The sequence below is a fragment of the Brevibacillus sp. BC25 genome, assembly GCF_000282075.1.
GTDB lineage: Bacteria > Bacillota > Bacilli > Brevibacillales > Brevibacillaceae > Brevibacillus.
In genome coordinates, this window is record NZ_AKIX01000103.1 from 40,270 (window position 1) to 60,538 (window position 20,269).

The window sequence follows — 20,269 nt, forward strand, 5'->3', positions numbered from 1 at the left end:
AGCGGTGAGTAAGAGGGGGAGGGCATATGGAGACTACTATTTCGCAAAACATTCTGCTAACCAGTCGCAAATTTAGCCGGGAGGAGCAGTACTGGCATGAGAAGTTACAGGGGGAGTGGACGCTCTCCCTCCTTCCAACCGAAGGGACGGAGAAGGAAGGCGATGGGGTGGAGGAGACAAAAGAAATATCTTTTGTCTTTCCAGATGATTTGAACGCTGCCGTTACGGCCCATTGCGATCATCATCCGATGAAGCTCTACCTGTTCCTTCTGTCGACGTTTCAAATCATGCTGAATCGGTATAAGCAGACAGACGACATGATCATTCTCACGCCCGTCTTTCAGAATCCGCTTCCCCCTAATGCTTGGAATCGGGTGCTGCCGTTGCGTGTACGGATGCATCAAGAAGCTACTTTTGCAGAAGTGGCGAAAGAGGGTAAGCAGCTGGTCAAAGAGGCAATTGAGCATCAAAACTATCCGTTTTCGCAAATGATGCAATGGCTTGATCTATCCGACACCGATCTGACGACACTGCTGGATACAGCCTTCGTACTAGAAAACATGCAAGATATTGCTGCTTTAGAAGGCTTGTCCCTCCAAGTGGTATTTGCATTCAAGCAAACAGAAGATGGAATTACCGGACGCGTACGGTATGCGGGCGAACAGTTCCAAGAATCTGTCATCGAGCGCATGATTAGCCATTATCAACAAATTCTTCGTGATGTGGTCGTTGATCCCAAAAGGTTAATAAACACAATCGATATGTTGACAGAGGCGGAGCGGACAGATCTGTTGTATACCCGCAATCAAACGGACGTTTCTCATTCTGCTCCAAAGCCGATCCATCAACTGATCGAGGAACAGGCAGCGAGTACTCCTCATCTAACAGCGGCTGTGTTTGGCAACAAAACCCTTACCTACGCTCAACTAAATGGCAAAGCCAATTACCTAGCGCGTATGTTGAAGGACAGCGGCATTGGAAGAGGAAGCAATGTTCCCGTCTTGATGAATCGTAGCTTGAATTTGGTCATTTCCCTGCTAGCTGTGATGAAAACAGGTGCGGCCTTTGTCCCACTAGACGTACAAAGTCCGAACGAACGGAAAAAGCAGCTACTGGATGAATTGGATTGTCCGGTGACCCTGATCGGGCCAGAAATACGTCAGGAACCGTCATTTGTGCAATTGACACGTGCTGTAATCGTCGATGCGGATGATATCCAGGAAGAAGGGGACTTGAAGGTTCAGGTAGATGTGGATGATCCGATCTATGTGATCTATACATCTGGTTCTACTGGCAAACCAAAAGGAGCTGTCGTTCCTCATATCGGTATTTTCAATCGGTTTCGCTGGATGGATGAACACTACGGTTGTACGGAACAGGACGCTATTTTCCAGACGACTCCCCATCACTACGACAGTTCGGTCTGGCAACTTTTCTGGCCGCTCTTGCATGGTGGCCGTACGGTATTGCCGATTCCTGAATTTGAGATGACGCTCGATCAAGTGTTGCACGCCATTTCATCCTATCAGATTACAATTACGGACTTTGTGCCGTCGGTCTTCAACCTGCTGGTGGATCAAATGGAAACACGGATGGACATACAAGATTCACTTTCTTCGATTCGCCACCTGATCTTGGGGGGAGAGGAAATTACGGCTCACACCGTGCATCTGTTTCTTCAGCGGTTTCCCCACGTTCGTATCACGAATCTGTACGGTCCAACGGAAACGTCTATTGGTGTCATCTACTTTGAGATCGACCATACCCACCAGGGACCGATACCGATCGGAAAGCCGATAGCCAATACGAAAATTTTGCTGCTGGATTCAAATCGCAAACTTGTTCCGGCTGGACAACAAGGGGAGATTTACATAACTGGCTTGTGCTTGGGACACGGTTACCTACACGATCCTGAGAAAACAGCAGCCAGCTTTGTTGACAACCCATATCCGGAAATTGGTTATCAAAAGCTTTACCGGACAGGCGATCTTGGGCGCTATCTGTCGAATGGCAATATCAAGTTCTGCGGTCGCATCGATCATCAAGTAAAAGTGCGCGGGCATCGAATTGAGCTGGGCGAGATTGATGAGGTTCTATTGTCCCACCCGCTAGTAAAAGAGTGTGCCGTGCTATTTCAAGAAGAGAAGGCTCGATTGTGCGCTTACTACGTATCGAATGCTCAGGAATTGACCGCAAGTGACTTGCGTGGTTATCTCAGCGAACGGCTTCCCGATCACATGATCCCTTCCTTTTTTGTCAGCATTGAAAAAATGCCTTTGACAGTAGGGGGCAAGATCAATCGTAAGCTACTGCCTGAAGTGGATGAGCAACAGGCGTCCGATACAGAATATGTAGCTCCACGAAACGAGAAGGAAGAACAACTGGTTACCATCTGGAAAGAAATCTTGGGAATCGAAAAAGTGGGGGTACACGACAGCTTTTTCCAGCTGGGAGGGAATTCCCTGCTGTTGCTTAAAATGCATGCGCAAATAGTAAAACAAGTGGATAGCGAGATTAGCGTCGCGCATTTGTTTTCCTACTATACGATTGCCATGTTTGTAGATTTTCTCGAACAAAGAAAACAGGATCAGTTTGCTTCTCTGGAGGATCAAAGCGATGATGATGAATCCCTTCTGGAATTGCTGAGGGAGGTCAAGGAGGGAGTTCTCTCTGTAGACAAGGGTGCCGAACTGATCGACAAAAGGAAGGGGAATTAGGATGAGTTTGCTAAAAAAATACATCTTGGAGCAAGTGGCAGCTCATCGACTGCAAGAGAAGGAAGCACTTCCTTTGCTGAAGGAACTGTCCTCTGCCACCGTAAATACACGCCAAGATATCGCGATCATTGGTATGGCTTGTCGTTTTCCCGGAGCCAGCAGCCTCGAAGAATACTGGAACAATTTGCAACAGGGGCACGATTCAATCGGTGATATCCCTGCTGCAAGGCGTCCAGATGTCGAGCGGGTAGCGAGAGAATTTTTTAACGGCACAGATTTTAAGTATGAGCGGATGGGTTATCTCGATCACGTGGATTTATTTGATCATGCGTTTTTCGAGATATCACCTGCAGAGGCTCGAACCATGGATCCTTATCAGCGGATGTTTCTCGAGTTGGCATGGGAAACATTTGAACATGCCGGGTATAGCGAGAAGATGATCAGCGGTTCTCCTACAGGTGTATTTCTGGGATATTGTGACAATGAATCACAGTACCAGCGTGTGCTTAAAAACGTTGATTCGTCCTCGCTGGCTGGCAACGTTGCAGCAATTATCGCTTCACGAATTTCCTATTTGCTGAATCTGTCAGGTCCAAGCCAATTGATTAATACATCTTGCTCTTCCTCCTTGGTCGCTCTGCACCAAGCATGTCAGGCTATTGGAAATAACGATTGTCGAATGGCTCTCGTAGGTGGAGTTAACCTTTCCCTGTTTCCGATTCAACAAGATACTGATTTTGGCATCGTTTCTGTAGATCGCAAAACCAAAGCTTTTGATGACTTTGCTGATGGAACAGTATGGGGAGAAGGTCTTGGCGCTGTTCTTTTGAAGTCCTACGATCAAGCAGTCAAGGACAACGACTATATCCATGCCGTGATCAAAAGCACAGCTGTCAATTGTGATGGCCGTTCTACCAGTATTACAGCGCCCAATGCGATTTCCCAGTCTGCTTTGTTGCGAACAACATGGGAGCGGGCGCGAATTAATCCGGAGAGTATCTCCTATATTGAGGCACATGGAACAGGGACAAGACTAGGCGACCCTGTCGAGATTGAAGGGATCATGCATGCCTTTCAGAAAGTTTCAAAACGTAAGCAATTTTGCGCAATAGGCTCGGTCAAAAGCAATATCGGGCACACGATAGCCGCATCAGGTGTGGCTGGAATCATTAAGGCGGCTCTGATGATGAAGCATCGCCAGATACCGCCTACGCTGCATGTGAAACGGCCGAATACCTTAATTCCTTTTATCGATTCGCCTGTTTATATAAATGATGTGCTAAAGACTTGGGATGTCGAGGTGGACCAACCTGTGAGGAGAGCCGGGGTAAGTGCATTCGGCCTGAGCGGGACAAACGCCCACGTCATATTGGAAGAGCCTCCTAAACGCGAGGCGACATCCGTTTCAGATTCTAGCGATTACCTCATTACGTTATCTGCCAAAACAAGTGAGTCGCTATGGGATTTGCTCGAGAAATACCAAGCATTTTTATCAGCGCCTTCTGAGCATTCTCTTCTTGATATATGCGCTACTGCCAATATGGGGCGTGGTCACTATCGGCATCGCCTTGCTTTCCTTATCAACAGCAAAGAGGACTTTTTGCATAAGATCCATCGCTTGTGCGCGGGGGAACGGATGGAGGACGGTGCTCCGCTTGTTGATGGGAACCAGGTGTTCTACGGGGTACTGAATTCCCGTGGGGAAAGTTCATTGCCGATCAGCATGCAAATAGACAGCTCTAATCCAGTAGAAATGGCAAAACAGTACGTGCGAGGGGTAACTATCAATTGGCTTGAATACTACCGTCCAGTCAAATGGAAAAAGGTACCTTTGCCAACTTATTCCTTTGCCAAAAACCGACACTGGGTGCAATCGGATCAACCCGCAAACGACACGGTTGAGCGGTCCGCAACTGTAGCATCTGAGGCGGCACATGAGAACGAAACAGCTGATGTTCATAAAATTGCTTCCACCTTCTTTACTTTTGGAGAAACGTTGCTCAATCAGGTGAATGTCCAAAAGCAAACAGGTTTGGAAGAGGATGAGACTTTTTATTCCGGCTTGTCATCGCTTGAATGCTTCAATCAACTGGGCGTTTTCCACAAGCAGGTTCAAACGTATTCGTTGGAAGAATTGCGTGAAGCTGTAGGGCTTGATGAAAGCAATGAGCATCTTTTCCAACTCATGCTTGGACTCGTCGTTCAAGCGGCCCTTGTTGAACAAGTTGCAGGAACATATCGACTTGCTGCTCAAGCAGAGGGTCTTGATGCGGAAACGTTTTATCAGGATTGTCTGGATCGCTATCCGAATGAGCGAGATACGTTCACCCAATTAAAAGCGTGCTTTGCCCATTACTCAACTATCATGACAGGGCAGACCGTACTTGTATCGAACAGTACCTCTGACTTATTCAAGTCGTATGCGGATCGCCTTACTCTTGGAAAGCCTTCTGGACTTATGGCAGTGGAAACAATTGCCCAATACATCCATTCGTTTGACCGTCCTGTTCGAATTCTGGAGCTCGGGGGCGGTTCAAGCAGTCTTACTCGCTTATTGCTGCCGAAGATTGAGAAACAAGATGTCACCTATCTGTTTACGGATTGTACGCAATTGTCTCTCGTAGAGGCAGAGAAAGAGTTCCAAGAAGTGTACCCGTTTGTGCAGTTCCGTCCGTTCAACATGGAGCAGGCCCCAGCCGAACAAGGCTTCGATTTACATGCGTACGATGTGATTATCGCCAATAACGCTATTCACAAGGTGAGGGATGTTCGGGCATCCTTATCGATTTTGCATCAGTTGCTTGCAGAGCAGGGCGTGCTGTTTGCGATCGAGCTCGTGAAAAATCGTTCAACGGCAAATGTGATCGGGGGGCTTGCCGCAGACTGGTGGCAGCACGAAGATACCGATTTGCGACAGCAAGCCAGACTAATGGATGCCTCACGTTGGGAAAAGGCGCTTCGGGATACAAACTATCAATCGGTTGCCATTTATCCGTCGTCTACAGCGCTGCTTGATCTTTCTGATTCAGCCTTATTGATCGGACGCTCAGCGTATACGCCACAAGAGTATCGAGAGTGGCTCTACCAGATCAATTGGCAAACGAAAGAGCTGTCAACGAATCATCAGACCCAGCGTCCAGGGATCTGGTTGGTGTTTCAAGATGAAGGCGGTGTAGGAGAAACGCTTGCTGACGCGATGTCATCGGAAGGACATGAAGTGTTCAGACTTCGCAGTGGTGAGGCTTTTACCTCCGTCTCTTCCCACGAGTTTATCCTAGATCCCACCCAGCCGGCAGATCTGCGGCGTGTGTTCGAGAGACTCGGGGACAAAAAGGAAAAGCTGACGGGGATTATCCACTTATGGAGCTTGACCTCCGGCGCCCTAAAGTTAAGTGATCTCGGACAGCTAGAAGACCTTGAGTCAGCGCAATATCTGGGAGTGTATAGCCTGTTTCATTTGACACAAGTGTTGCTTGAGCTGGATCTGAAGCAGGTGCTTGATTTACGCATCGTCTCGAACTACGCACAAGCAGTAGATGAGAACGGACCTGTTTATCCAGAAAAAGCTCCCTTATTTGGTCTTGCCAAGGTTATCTCGCAGGAAAATCCAAAACTGCAGTGCTTTAGCCTGGATCTCGCAACAGAGGGGCTTTCAACATCGCAGTTGGCTGGTCAGCTTCTAGCGGAAATTCGCTGCAATCGGGATGACACTTTGGTTGCCTATAGAGGAAATCGCAGCGTACCAGAAATGAATCGCTGCGCAATCGATAAAATTTCGAAGCGGCCCGTAGAGATACGTGAAAATGGCGTTTACTTGATCGCCGGAGGGACAGGAAAACTGGGACTGGCATTTAGTAAGCATCTGGCCGCTCAAAAAAATGTGACGCTCGTGCTGATCAATCGTTCTCCACTACCACCAAACCACGAGTGGCAAGAGCGTTTACAGCATCCAGATTGCAGTACTGCTGAGGCACGAAAGCTGAAAGCTCTGCTTGAGCTAGAGGAAATGGGAGCGCAGGTAGTCTGCTACGCAGCCGACGTGTCTGACCGTCAGCAGATGGAGGATATTTCTGAGGAAGTCCGAGCCCGTTACGGACCGATCAACGGCATTATCCAATCCGCGGCGCATATCACCTTTGAAACGATTCAAACGAAGAGGTTTTCCGATTTTCAAAATGGCTTGAAAGCGAAGATGGCGGGCACAGTCATACTCGATCAGATAGCTGAACCGGAGCATTTGGATTTCTTTGTGATCTTCTCATCGCTTGCTTCGATTTGGGGTGGAGCGACCGGAAGTGACTATGTCTCGTCCAACTGCTTCTTGGATGCCTATAGTGCAGCTCGCAATCGAACGGGAAAACCAACGATAGCTTTGAACTGGTATGCGTTTGAAGGCATAACAGGTCCTGGTTTTATCGGATACATGCCGATGGATGGAGCAATTCAAGCCTTTGATGCATCGTTGTCTTGCCAAACTGAACACCTGATCATTGGACAATTTGATTTGCAAGTGCTAAAGGAATGGGCACCGTCTCTGAAAGTAAAGCTCGGAGATACGATCTTTGCAAGCGTGAAAACTCACAAAGAACGCGAAGCACCATCCGCTGTGACCATGCAAAACCGTGTTGTTTTGTCTGGCAGGGAGGAAGGCGATCGCTACACTTTGTGGGAGCAAGCCTTAGGTCAGATTTGGTCCGATGTGCTGGGTTACACCGAATTGAGCATCGACGACGACTTTTTCAGGCTGGGTGGCGATTCTCTATTGGCAATCGGTATCGTTTCCCGGGTCTCCAAGCAGATGCAAAGAGAGATTACGATCACCGACCTATTTCAAACACCGACAATCCGTCAATTAGCTGTATTAATGGCTCCGAATGAAGAAACATCTGTGTCAGCGATTCCTGTAGCAGAGCTTCGGGAAGCTTACCCCGCCACCTCGTCTCAGCAGAGAATTTATGTGCTGGAACAAATGCAGGAAGGGGCAGTTGCCTACAACATCCCTACAATCATGTTGCTTGAAGGAGAGCTGGACAGAGAGGCTTTCGAACGTGCATTTGTCTCGCTGGTGCAGCGTCATGAGTCGTTGCGCACCTCATTTTCCATCGTGGATGGAGATTTGATGCAAACGATTCAGCCGAGCGTAGATTTTACGTTGGCGTATAGTGAAGTCGACGAGAACGAGGCCAAGAGAACGGTCGAACAATTTATTCAACCATTCGACTTGTCAAAAGCGCCGCTTGTACGCGGTATGCTCATTCGCATTGATGTCAACAAACACTTGTTGCTGTTCGACATGCATCACATTATTTCCGATGGTGTGTCCATCAACATTTTGATCCGTGAGTTCTTCCAATTGTATCAGGGACTCGAGTTGCCAGAGCTGCGGATTCAATATAAAGACTACAGTGTGTGGCAATCAGAGCAGCTGGGTAATGGGGTATTGGCCGCTCAGGAGAAATTCTGGTTAAAAGAGCTGGATGGAGAACTTCCTGTGCTTAACCTGCCTACGGACCACCCTCGACCGTCCGTCCAGAGCTTTGAGGGGGATGTCCTGACCTTTGAGATACCTCAAGAGAGGACAGAGAAGATACTGGCACTGGCAAAAAACAATGGTTCAACCTTGTACATGACGCTTCTGGGAGCGCTCACCATTATGCTGTCGAAATACGCTGGCGAAGAAGACATTATCATTGGATCGCCAGTGGCTGGCCGTCATCATGCAGACCTGGAAAACATCGTTGGTGTCTTTCTAAACACACTGGCGATGAGAAACTTCCCGCGAAGCGATCGAACCGTGGCGGATTTCCTTCAGGAAGTAAAAGAACGGGCACTAGCGGCGCTCTCTCATGCCGACTATTCGTTCGAAATGCTGGTGGATCGTCTGACGCTGCCAAAGGATACGGCGCGCAACCCACTGTTTGATGTGATGTTCATTTTGCAAAATACTGGCGACGCGAAGGGAAGCATGAGTGCAAATGGCCTGACGCTTTCTCCTTATCCATTTGAACAGCGCTCTGCCCAGTTTGATCTGACCTTTGACATCATTGAGCGAGAACAGCGCCTGATTGTCGATATCGAATACAGCAACAAGCTGTTCAGCAAAGAGACGATCGCGTCGATGTCTACACACTTCCAGAAGATTCTGGAGCAGATGGTGGAAGATTCTGAACAGTTGATCGGCAAGATGTCCATGCTGGCAGCAGAAGAACGCTTGCTGCTGATTGAGCAATGGAATGACACGAGTTTGGAATACTCTCGTGAAAAAACAGTCGTCCAGCTCTTTGAAGAAGTAGCGGTAAAACAGCCGAATGCGTTAGCTGTAACATGCGGAGATGAGAAAGTCACTTATGCGGAATTAAATAAGCGAGCAAACCAAGTAGCCCGTTTGATCAAGCAACATGACGTCACTGCTGATACTTGCGTGGGCCTTTTGACGAATCGCTCTGTGGAAATGATGGTCGGACTCTTGGCGATCTTGAAAGCGGGGGCCGCGTTTGTTCCGATTGATCCGCACTATCCAGAAGAACGCATTTCCTATGTTTTGGAAAACAGCATGACTCGCCTCGTCTTAACCCACGATTCTCTGGCAGAGAAACAGTGGGGAAGTGTTGTCCGAGTAGACGTAAACGATACTCGGATGGAGATGGAAGACGACTCCAATCTTCCGCCACAGGCTACACCAAGCGATCTCGCCTATGTTATTTACACATCGGGTTCTACAGGCAAGCCTAAAGGCGTTATGGTTGAGCACGGCAATTTGATGAGCTTCTGCTCAGGGATCGGCGAACACATTGATTTTGCCAGCGCAGACAAAATGCTGGCTGTGACGACGATTTCATTTGATATTTTTCTGCTTGAAACGATTGTACCGCTGGCGAAAGGGATGACTGTGGTCATTGCAACCGAACAGCAGCAAGCCGACCCGCAGGTGCTCAAGGAGTTGATTTTGCAGGAAGAAATCACTTTCCTTCAACTGACTCCATCCCGTTTACAGCTCATGCTGGAAGAGAAGAGCAACTCGCACGCACTTGACTGCCTGAAAGCGATCCTGCTTGGAGGAGAAGCCCTTTCAGCGTCTTTGTTCCAAAGGCTTCGCACACAGACCAAGGCGAGACTTTACAATCTGTACGGTCCAACTGAAACAACGATCTGGTCTACGGTGCAGGACTTGACTGAGGCAGAGGAAGTAACGATTGGTGCGCCATTGCCCAATACACAAGTCTACATCCTCGATGAGCATTTGCAAGTGCAACCTACGAAGATCACTGGCGATCTTTACATCGCAGGGGATGGGGTAACGAGAGGCTACTTCGGTCAGCCAACACTGACGGATGAGCGCTATATCCCTAATCCGTTTAAACCTGGTCAACGTATGTACAAAACAGGTGATCTCGCGAGATGGATGCCGGACGGACGTGTTGAATATGTAGGACGATCCGACTTTCAGTGCAAAGTACGCGGTTATCGGATCGAATTGGGTGAGATTGAAAGTGCCCTTTGTCAGCATCCGGATATTACAGAAGCGGTGGTCAGTGTGCGAGATACTGCCAGCAATCCTTACCTGTCTGCGTACTATATGGCAGAGCGAACGTTGGACAGTGATGAATTGCGAGCCATGCTGAGCAAAAGTTTACCCGATTACATGATTCCACATTTCTATACGCATATGAGTATGTGGCCTCTAACACCAAACGGAAAGCTGGATCGCAAATCATTGCCAGAGCCTGATTCACTCCAAGACAAGCACACCGAATATCAAGCCCCGGCTACCAGACTGGAAGAACAGGTGGCGGGCATCTGGCGGGAAGTGCTTAAACGTGAAACGGTCGGTATGCAGGATAACTTCTTCCAAATAGGCGGTACTTCGCTTTTACTGGTGCAAGTTCATGCCAAGCTTGAACAACTTTATCCTGGACGGGTTCGAATTGCCGATTTGTTCGCTCATCCTACGCTGTCCAGTCTTACCAACTTTTTGAAGAATGCCGCTTTAGATATAGCAGATGAACAAGAGGAAACCGATACGACCACTTATTGGTTGAAGGAGCTGGATCGTGTCTCGCTTATAGAGTTGCCAGCTCAGTATTGGACTAATGGAGAAGCGAATGCGGACACAAACTGGGTTCAATTCTCACTTACTGATGATCTGTTTGAAAATGTGCAGCAGGTAAGTCAAATGGAGGCTGTTGAGGTAAGAGACGTTTTGCTTTCGATGTATGTATACCTCATGGCGGAATTGACAGGACAGCAGGATCTTTATATGGAAGTGGCTGTCGCCAAGGAGCTGCAGATGAATGCTTATCCATTCCGGGTGAACATGTCAGAGGTCAACACCTTCTTCGATCTATTCAAGCAGGTGCAGCAGAAACGACAGTTCATCGAAAAAATGACGGGGGAAGCCTCGTTGTGGCTAAAAAAATTACGGACGGATCGCAACGATGGAACCATCATTCCATTCTTCGGAAGTGTCAATGAGTTTACAGATGCATCGTTCACACACCATGAACATGAGCTTACCTTCTGGATCAAGGAAGGAAAAGACGTGATTGATATCGTGTGTGCATTCAACCCTGATTGCCTCCGGGCAGAAAAAGTCACGGAGATGACTCAGGATTACCAGCAATTGCTCAGGATGCTAGTGAATGAATACATGACGTAGAGAAGGGTGATCAAAAATGGACAAAATCGCACTCTTATTCCCGGGACAAGGTTCGCAATATGTTGGAATGGGCCAAGCATTATGTGAGGCCCATCCCATTGCCGCTCGCACCTTTGAAGAAGCAAGTGATGCGCTTGGATTTAACCTGCAAACACTTTGTTTTGCAGGGGATGTACAAGAACTGACCAAAACAGAGCACGCACAGCCAGCAATCCTGACGGCAAGTGTCGCAGCCTTCCGCGTTTATTCGCAAGAAATGAACATCGAACCGAAGTGGGTGGCTGGTCACAGTCTGGGCGAGTTTACGGCCCTGACTTGTGCCGGTGCTATCCAGTTTGCAGATGCCGTCCGCCTTGTCTATCGCCGAGGTCAGTTCATGCAGGCGGCTACGCCGCAGGGTGTCGGAGCCATGTCAGCAATCTTCGGGTTGAATGCTCAACTTGTCGAGGAGATTTGTCGGGAACATTCTCGTGACGATGCGATCGTCGTGGTCGCGAACCATAACTCCGCTGATCAGATCGTCATCTCCGGACATGCACATGCGGTGCGGCAAGTAGAAGAAGCGTGCAAGCAGCATGGCTCGACTTCCGTAGTCAGCCTCAAGGTGAGTGCACCTTTCCATTCGCCACTCATGGTGCAAGCAGCTGAACAATTAAATGAAGAATTGAAGCGATACACGTATTGCGATCCCAAATGGCCTGTGATTTCCAATGTGACAGCACAACCCTATGTCCATGCTGATCAACTTGTCGATTTGCTCACAGCCCAGACAACCAGCCCTGTTCGCTGGCAATCCACGATGGATTACTTGGTAAAACAGGGAGCGAATACCGTAATTGAGCTCGGTCCAAAAAATGTACTGACAAATTTGGCCAAAGGATATCCCCTTCGTGCCTTTGCCTTTGACAAGCAGGGGGAGATCAATCGTTATCAGCAAGAGATTCAGGATGCTAAAACGCATAATCAAGCAGCAATTGCCCAACTGGTCGATTCTTGCATTGCGATTGCTGTGTGCACGAAAAATCGTGGTCTCGATGAAGAGGCGTACCAGCAAGGGGTGATCGCTCCTTATCAAGCTCTTCAACAACTGAGGCAACAGCTGGAACAAGGAGAAAAAGAGGGGGGCTATGGAGATGTAAGCGAAGCTTTTTCTCTGCTTCGTTTGATCTTGCAAACAAAAAAAGCTCCTGATGCGGAACAAGCCATGCGCTTTGAACAGCTGACCAGCAAACCGGACTTGCAACAGCGATTTCCTGAGATCGGCAACGAATGGCAAGCAAGCTAAGCCGAACCAGGTGAGCAGAGGACCCAAGGAGGAAGAATGCAGTGAGCAAGCCATTAGGACTTAACCGAGTCAAACTGAATAAACAGCAGACGGATGCTCATTCAACAGACAGCAAACCCAATCAACACGATATTGCGGTGATTGGTGCTGCTTGCCGATTCGGAAGCGCAGAAAACCCGGCAGACTTTTGGCGTCTGTTGCAAGCTGGTCAAGATTGTGTGCGAGAGCTTCCCAAAGAGCGCCAGAACGATTTGATTCCATTGTTACTCGCCAAAGGGTTGACGATGGAGCAAATTCAATTTCGAGAAGCTGCCTACCTGAATGAAATTGATAAATTCGATCCGCATCTCTTCGGTCTTTCTCCTAAGGAAGCCAGCCAGATGGACCCAAATCAGCGCTTATTTCTTCTGACATGCTGGGAGGCGATTGAGGACGCTGGATATGGTGGAACGATGCTCGCGGGTAGCCGTACGGGTGTATATCTGGGATTTAGCAGTGATTTTGGTGAAGAGTATAGACGAATGATTCGAGAGCTGGAACCAGATGCGCTGTCCACCTCAATCATTGGCAATATGAAATCGGTGATCGCTTCTCGTGTATCCTACCTGTTGGATCTCAAAGGTCCGAGCATGCTTGTGGATACGTCCTGCTCCTCTTCGCTGATGGCTGTTCACCTGGCATGCCAAGCGATTCGTCGAGGAGAATGTGAAATGGCGCTGGCCGGCGGTGTCAAACTCATCTTGCTGTCTTTACAAGATGGAAGCAATGATTTGGGAATATTATCGCAATCTGGTCGTACTCGCCCTTTTGACAATGATTCAGACGGTACAGGTGTCGGTGAAGGCGTTGGCGCCGTTTTGCTGAAACCGTTGACAAAGGCTCTTGCAGACGGGGATTCGATTTATGCCGTAATCAAGGGAAGCGCCGCCAATCAAGACGGCCATTCTTTCGGGCTTACGGCGCCAAATTCATTGGCACAAGCCGAAGTGATTCAACAGGCATGGAAAGACGCGCAGATTGATCCCGAAACCCTTTCCTATATCGAGGTGCACAGCATAGGTACCAAGCTGGGTGATCCTATGGAGATGGACGGACTGGAGAGAGCGTTTCGCCCATACACAAACCGGCGCCAATTTTGCGGGATCGGCTCTGTAAAAACGAACATCGGTCACACCGACCACGTAGCGGGGATGGCTGGTCTTTTCAAGGTGATCTTGTCTCTTAAACAAAAGCAGATACCTCCGCATTTGCACTTTCAGCGCGCGAATCGGATGATTCCTTTTGAACAATCCCCCATTTACATCCACGACACATTGACAGAGTGGGAACCAGAGCAAAGCGTGCGACGGGCTGGAATCAGTTCGTTTGGGATGAGTGGAACCAATGTGCACCTCGTAGTAGAGGAAGCACCAGGATTCATACAGCCCCCCAAGCAAGACGAAGGGACTCAGGCTATCGCTTTATCCGCTAAAAGCAAAGAGAGCTTGCTCAATCTGTTACTCCGTTTTCAGAAGTGGAGCAGCAAGCCCGTGGATGAACTGCCGACATTGGAAAGTCTCAGCTTTACGGCAAATACGGGCCGTAGTCACTACGGCTACCGCTTGCTGCTTATTTGCAGGGACATGGACGATTTTGCCGCAAAAATCTCCAAGTTGTTAGCGAGCGACTGGACATCACTTTCTGAACCAGATATTTTCTTTGGCTGGCACAAGGTTATCTCGCAGGAAAAAGCTGATAGAGAGCCTGGGATACTGACAGAGGCAGAACAGCAAGCGATGAATAAGGATGCCAATGCTCTTTTGCAAAAGCTTTTGTTGGCGCAAAGCAAAGAGTTATCTGATCTGAAAGAGCTCGGCGAATTGTATGTGAGCGGGGCAGATGTACGCTGGAGTGCCATGTATACGTTTAAAAAGCCGCGCCGCGTGCACCTCCCTGTTTATCCGTTTGAGCGTAAACGTTGTTGGCTGGACATCTCTCCTGTTCATTCTCTTGCCCTTGGCAAAGATGCCGGGAGAGAAAAAGACAATGTTGCATCGAAAATATCTGGAGAAGCGAAGCTGCCAAACGTGGTGGTACGTGGGAGAAAACATGATACCTACACCGTTTTAGAGCAAGAGCTGGCTCGCATTTGGGGATATGTTCTGGGGCTTGAAGAAGTAGATGTCCATGACAATTTCTACGAGCTGGGCGGGGACTCGATCATCGCGATTCGAATGATCAGCGAAATCTCCAAGCGGATGAACCGAGAAGTAGAAGTACAAGACCTGCTTACCCATTTGACGATTTCCGATTTTGCTGCCTATCTTGATGCGGTTGGGCATGAAGTTGAACAGGTTGCGAAAGCAGAGGCAGCTGCTACTGCAGTCCAAACTGTTCAACAACGAAACACAAAATCATTGCATGGTACGCAAATCAAACGCAGCTCGTATGCCGATGTCAGTCAATTATCCTGGCGTCAATGGAATTGTTATGATCGCGGCCTCGCTTTATTAATGGAGGAGCAGGATGCCCATCTGATTCCATATTTTAAGCTTTTTCTCGGGTTGAAGCGCGGCTATCAGCTTGATGCAGAGGGGTACCCCTATTCGTATCGGGAGCATGCTGAGGTTATGGGATATTTGTCGGATGAGGAGATGCTTTACAAATTTGGCTATCGGGTCAAGCTCGTGCCGGTCGCTCGTCTGGATGAATTGCATGAGTCGATCATTCACCAATTGGATCAAGGAAAGCCCGTAATGGTTGCATTTGACGAGTACTACACCTTTTACACGCCGCAATACCAGAAGGAACATACCGATCACCTTACCGTCATCACTGGCTATGACCATGACAAGCAGGTTTATACGATCATCAATCACAATCATTTGACTCGCGGGCAAGCTCAACGAATCCAGTACGATAAATTTTCCACAACGTACCAAACGCTTGAGGAGATTTATGCAAATATAGAGCCGCATTCCCGGCTAATCATGGTGCTCGCTCGCGTTACAGATGACGAAGCAATCTTGCGTGCCAGCGCGGAACAAGAGTTGCTGCGTTTACTAAAAGCGGTCGAGAGTAAACAGCAAGTTGGCCGTGAGCTTACGCTGTTGTTGTCACTTACGGAGCAGCCAGACACCTATTTTCATGAAGCCAATTTAAACGAGCTCTACGTTCAATTAGGCGGGAAAGAACTGTGGGTGGAAACATTATTGGACTGTTACGTTCCACAGGCGGATCAGTCTGTACGCGAACTGGCGGAAGACATTTTGCAGACATCCAATAACGTGGTAAATCGCTATGCCCTTAGCTTATACAAAGAAAAAATGTTGAAACGATCCGATATGGAAGCTGCTGTCGATAAGTTGAGGTCTCTCACTAGTCAATTTCTGCAACAAGTATTTGCCTTGCGAGAACGTGATTCGGATATCCGATAGTCGCATGTGTTTACCAATACGATAGACAGGAAGGAGAGTGCTCATGTCACTCACCGAGATTCAACCGAGCAAGCATCCGAACCTGGATTGCATCGGCGCTTCTATCTACACGGTTCTGAAATACCTGAACTTTTCCGCCTTGGAAACAGCTTGGAAGCAGTGCGGTGCCATCTATCTGAAAACGCAGGATTCTCCTTATGGAGATGTAAACGGTCAATACATGAGAACAGTCGCAGAGCTTGCGTGGATTCACAATATCTGCGTTGAAGGACGGGCTGAACCGGAAGACGACCTGTTTTTGGCAAATATTCAAGAACGTTTGGAACGGGACATACCGACAATCGTCCTCTGCAATATGGCAGAACTCCCGTATAACCCTTATTATCAGGACCTGCCTGAAATGCATAGCATCATTGTCACAGGAAGAGAAGATAATCAGCTTCTGATTGTAGATGATTACTACCGCTACAAAGGTCTGTTGCCCATCGAGCAATTTTTACAGGCGAGTAACTCTTCCTATCGGGATGCAGGCACAGGTGAATGGTATCCACTCCACAATCGATCATTTGAATTGGTACTTTCAGATTCCCTGCATCCGACGCACGATCAGTTGCTGGAAGCGGTCAGGAGCAATCTCAGCGTACTTGAGGGTCGTTGCGACATAAGTCAAATCAAGCGGGAATTGGATGTACCCGACGATGTCAGCATCGAGGTAGGGCTGAAATCGCTTGATCCTTTTCTCAAAGACGTAGAGGCTTTCCTTGCTAGCGGAGTGGAGATTACAGACGATCATCTCGATATCCTTAACCACAGCTTGATCAGCATGGCACAAACACGAGCGATGTATGCCAATGTCCTGCAGGCGATCAGTGAGAAGTACGAAAACTTTGCAGATCTTGCCGAGCAGTATCTCAGTATCGGACATCAATGGAAAATTACGACCAATATGATTCTTAAGGCGTTTGACAGTAATCGCAGTGACATGGTTCAACGCGTTCTGCAAAAAATCAGCAGCATAAAAACGCAGGAATTTGAGGCGGTCGTCAAAACAAGAGAAGTACTGGAACGGGTTGGCGTTGTTGTGTAAGCATCTACCACTTGGAGGGACTCCTATGGAAAGGGAAAACGAAGTATACGAGACGCTCCTCCGGTTGTTTTCTGAGTACGTGAACGAAAGCGGAGAACTTACGGAGTACATTGATTCATTAACCTTTATCAAGTCTGTCGTAAAGGTTGAAAAAGAGTTTGGCATTGAATTCGATGATGACATGCTCCATTTGGAGAACTTTCAAGATATGAAAACGTTGGCAGGTTACATCCAGCAAAAAATGGATGCAAAATCTGCCTGATCGAAGGGCCAAGATGTATACGGTCGATCGGACGAAGACGGGAAAAATCGGGAGTGAGGGCTCAATATGCTAACGAAAATGATGGCCATAAGTCAGATGATTGGCAATACGCCTTTAAACAAACTTGAGCATGAGCACATCAATCTGTTTTGCAAGCTCGAATACAACAACCTCATGGGAAGTGTAAAAGTGAGGCCGGCCTTTTACATATTACAGGAGGCGATCAAAAGAGGAGAGATCACGCAGGAAACTACTGTAATCGAGTCTTCTTCGGGAAACTTTGCTATCGCTTTGGCGACGTTATGCAAGCGACTCGGAATTAAATTTATTCCAGTCATCGATCCAAACATTAATCCCGTCTATGAGAACTTGCTCAGGGTAATTTCCCATGAGGTCGTAAAAGTAACGGACCGTGACGAGACAGGAGGATTTCTCTTAACGCGGATCCAAACGGTCAATCGCCTTCTGAATGAGACGAATAACTCGTTTTGGACCAATCAGTACGGAAATCCGGATAGCGCTCGTGCCCATTACTTCGGACTGGGAGCCGAGATCGCAGACAGCTTCGAGACATTGGACTATGCTTTTATCGGCGTTAGCTCTGGCGGCACGATTACGGGAATTTCGCAGCGATTGAAGGAACGTTTTCCTGACATAAAAATCATTGCTGTCGATACGGTAGGCTCGGTGATTTTTGGGCAAGAGCCACAAAAACGATACATCCCTGGAATTGGATCGAGCATGCGGCCTGACATACTCAAGGGCGCGATTATTGATGAGGTCGTTCATGTTTCGGAGGAGGACACAGTCGAGGCTTGCTATCAGCTGTACACTGAGCATGGCATTTTTGCTGGAGGATCTTCTGGGACTTCCTACTGGGCGATTAACAACTATTTCAAAGATCAAAAACACGTAGTCAAGCCAAATGTTGTCTTTTTATGTCCAGACGGTGGTATGCCATATGTCAATACCGTATACAACCAGGAATGGGTTCAGTGGTTGCATCAGCAAAAGCATTCTTTCGTTGGCAATTAAATAGTGTGCAAATCAAATTTACTACGATAAGCAGGGTGGGATGTACGATGTTATATCTAAACACGAGTGATATTGAAAAGGTCGGCAAGAATTGGAAGGAAACCATTGATGTCATTGAACATGCTGTGATTTCCTTACAAAAGGAAGATTACGCACAGCCGATTAAACCTTACTTGCGATATCATGACATGTCAAACCGCATTATTGCCATGCCAGCATTTGTAGGCGGAGATACTTACATGGCGGGAATCAAGTGGATTGCCAGTTTCCCGAAAAACCTCCAAGAGGGTATCCAACGCGCGCATTCGATTACCATCCTGAACGAAGCCAGAACGGGTAAGCCTGTGGCAACGATAAATACGGCCCTGGTTAGCGGCATTCGAACTGCTTCTGTTTCCGGTCTTCTCCTCAAGCATTACGAACAAGTACGTCCCCTGCAAAATGTAACGGTCGGAATTATCGGATTTGGTCCGATTGGCAGACTTCATCTACAAATGGTTACGGCCATGTTAGGAGAGAAGATCGACAAGGTGGTTCTCTATGACATTGCGGGTATCCAGCAGGAGCATATTCCGGCTGAGATAAAAGAGAAAACGGTTATCGCGCAAACGTGGGAAGAAGCATACTGCGAGGCAGATGTGTTCATTACGTGCACGGTATCACCGCATGGTTTTATTGACAAGCAACCAAAACGTCATTCTTTGTTGTTAAATGTGTCGTTACGCGATTTTACACCAAAAATTCTCGACTATACCCGCTCCATTATCGTAGATGACTGGATCGAAGTTTGCCGTGAGAACACAGACATCGAAATCATGCATCTGGAGAGAGGCTTGCAAAAAGAAGATACCAAGTCCATCACAGATATCGTTTGCCTTGACCAGATGAAAGAGTTTCCACAAGATGAGCCCATCATGTTTAATCCGATGGGGATGGCGATTTTTGATATCGCCATTGCTGCCTACTATTACAAACAAGCACTCTCGCAGGGGATCGGAACTCACTTGCAAGACTAACTGGAGGTTACCATTTTGTACGATGTGCTGGCAAATCTAAAACTGGTAGAGTCATCTCGTATTTGTTTGCACGAGTCACATGAAAACAAGCGATTACACAAGACCAGACAGATCATTGAGGAGGAAGGGATTTTGCGCCATCCTCCGCTGGCGATTCTCATGCAAAACGGCCAGTATTTGATCATTGATGGGGCACATCGGACTTTTGCTCTTCAAGAGCTTGGGTGCAAACATATCCCCGTACAGGTAGTTGAGCATGAGGATTTTCACTTGGATATGTGGGATCATATTGTGCCAGTCGCTGCATGGTTACAATCAGTGGAGCAGGATTCTGTGTTTCGGTGGGAAACAGATCGCTTACGAGAAACACCTGTAGCAGAAATGAAGATAGGGAACAAGGAACGCTTCTATCTGTATCCAAAGGAGAATCGGCAGGATGATGAGTGGCGAATGACGCTATGGCGTCAATTAGTGGACAGTTACAACTATAGCCACCCGGTGCATCGTCTGCCGACAGGGATGCTCGAATGGCCAGAAACAGGAACCGCCTTGATACGGTTCCCGCCAATCAGTCTATCAGAATTGGAGCGTATCGTATCGGAAGGGCATGTTTTGCCTGCGGGTGTCACCCGTTTTGAAATAGACGGGCGTCTATTAAACTTGTGTATTCCGATTAGCCTATTGAAACAGGAGCAAATCGAGCTAGAACAGTGGGAGCGATTGGTTAGAAAATGGAGAGAAACCTTGCGCCTCTACTCGAAACCCGTGTATATGTGCGATGCGTAATAAGGAACC

Annotated in this window: 9 protein-coding genes; all 9 read left to right on the forward strand. The window is 47.9% G+C overall.

Going from position 1 to position 20,269, the window contains the following annotated elements; translation table 11 throughout:
• Positions 1 to 26: 26 nt before the first annotated feature.
• The 9 genes from edeJ (at position 27) to PMI05_RS23505 (ending at position 20,260) form a co-directional block, all read left to right on the forward strand.
• Positions 27 to 2,717, forward strand: a complete 2,691-nt coding sequence (edeJ, locus tag PMI05_RS23465; RefSeq protein WP_007727245.1) for an edeine non-ribosomal peptide synthetase EdeJ — start codon at positions 27 to 29, stop codon at positions 2,715 to 2,717.
• A 1-nt stretch (position 2,718) separates the two neighbouring features.
• Positions 2,719 to 11,373: an edeine biosynthesis hybrid PKS-NRPS EdeI gene (gene edeI, locus PMI05_RS23470; protein ID WP_007727246.1), complete on the forward strand. Its 8,655-nt coding sequence runs from the start codon at positions 2,719 to 2,721 to the stop codon at positions 11,371 to 11,373.
• A gap of 16 nt (positions 11,374 to 11,389) precedes the next feature.
• Positions 11,390 to 12,658 (forward strand): ACP S-malonyltransferase, encoded by a 1,269-nt coding sequence (fabD, locus tag PMI05_RS23475; RefSeq protein WP_007727248.1) that lies wholly within the window; start codon positions 11,390 to 11,392, stop codon positions 12,656 to 12,658.
• Between the two features lie 41 nt (positions 12,659 to 12,699).
• Complete coding sequence (gene edeG, locus PMI05_RS23480) at positions 12,700 to 16,074, forward strand: edeine polyketide synthase EdeG (RefSeq protein ID WP_007727251.1); 3,375 nt, start codon at positions 12,700 to 12,702, stop codon at positions 16,072 to 16,074.
• 43 nt (positions 16,075 to 16,117) lie between these two features.
• Entirely contained in the window at positions 16,118 to 17,161 is a 1,044-nt protein-coding gene (locus PMI05_RS23485) for a BtrH N-terminal domain-containing protein (RefSeq protein ID WP_007727252.1), read from the forward strand.
• Positions 17,162 to 17,186: 25 nt separating this feature from the next.
• On the forward strand, positions 17,187 to 17,423 hold the full coding sequence (locus PMI05_RS23490; RefSeq protein ID WP_007727253.1) for a phosphopantetheine-binding protein: 237 nt from the start codon (positions 17,187 to 17,189) through the stop codon (positions 17,421 to 17,423).
• A gap of 66 nt (positions 17,424 to 17,489) precedes the next feature.
• Complete coding sequence (gene sbnA / locus PMI05_RS23495; RefSeq protein WP_007727254.1) at positions 17,490 to 18,458, forward strand: 2,3-diaminopropionate biosynthesis protein SbnA; 969 nt, start codon at positions 17,490 to 17,492, stop codon at positions 18,456 to 18,458.
• Positions 18,459 to 18,505: 47 nt separating this feature from the next.
• On the forward strand, positions 18,506 to 19,474 hold the full coding sequence (gene sbnB, locus PMI05_RS23500; protein WP_007727255.1) for a 2,3-diaminopropionate biosynthesis protein SbnB: 969 nt from the start codon (positions 18,506 to 18,508) through the stop codon (positions 19,472 to 19,474).
• Between the two features lie 24 nt (positions 19,475 to 19,498).
• Entirely contained in the window at positions 19,499 to 20,260 is a 762-nt protein-coding gene (locus tag PMI05_RS23505; protein ID WP_238543347.1) for a ParB N-terminal domain-containing protein, read from the forward strand.
• Positions 20,261 to 20,269: the final 9 nt, after the last annotated feature.

What these genes read in the sequence shown, in the direction of transcription:
- edeJ (WP_007727245.1), top strand. Translation starts at nt 27, where the DNA reads ATGGAGACTACTATTTCGCAAAACATTCTGCTAACCAGTCGCAAATTT.
- edeI (WP_007727246.1), top strand. Translation starts at nt 2,719, where the DNA reads ATGAGTTTGCTAAAAAAATACATCTTGGAGCAAGTGGCAGCTCATCGA.
- fabD (WP_007727248.1), top strand. Translation starts at nt 11,390, where the DNA reads ATGGACAAAATCGCACTCTTATTCCCGGGACAAGGTTCGCAATATGTT.
- PMI05_RS23485 (WP_007727252.1), top strand. Translation starts at nt 16,118, where the DNA reads ATGTCACTCACCGAGATTCAACCGAGCAAGCATCCGAACCTGGATTGC.
- PMI05_RS23490 (WP_007727253.1), top strand. Translation starts at nt 17,187, where the DNA reads ATGGAAAGGGAAAACGAAGTATACGAGACGCTCCTCCGGTTGTTTTCT.
- sbnA (WP_007727254.1), top strand. Translation starts at nt 17,490, where the DNA reads ATGCTAACGAAAATGATGGCCATAAGTCAGATGATTGGCAATACGCCT.
- sbnB (WP_007727255.1), top strand. Translation starts at nt 18,506, where the DNA reads ATGTTATATCTAAACACGAGTGATATTGAAAAGGTCGGCAAGAATTGG.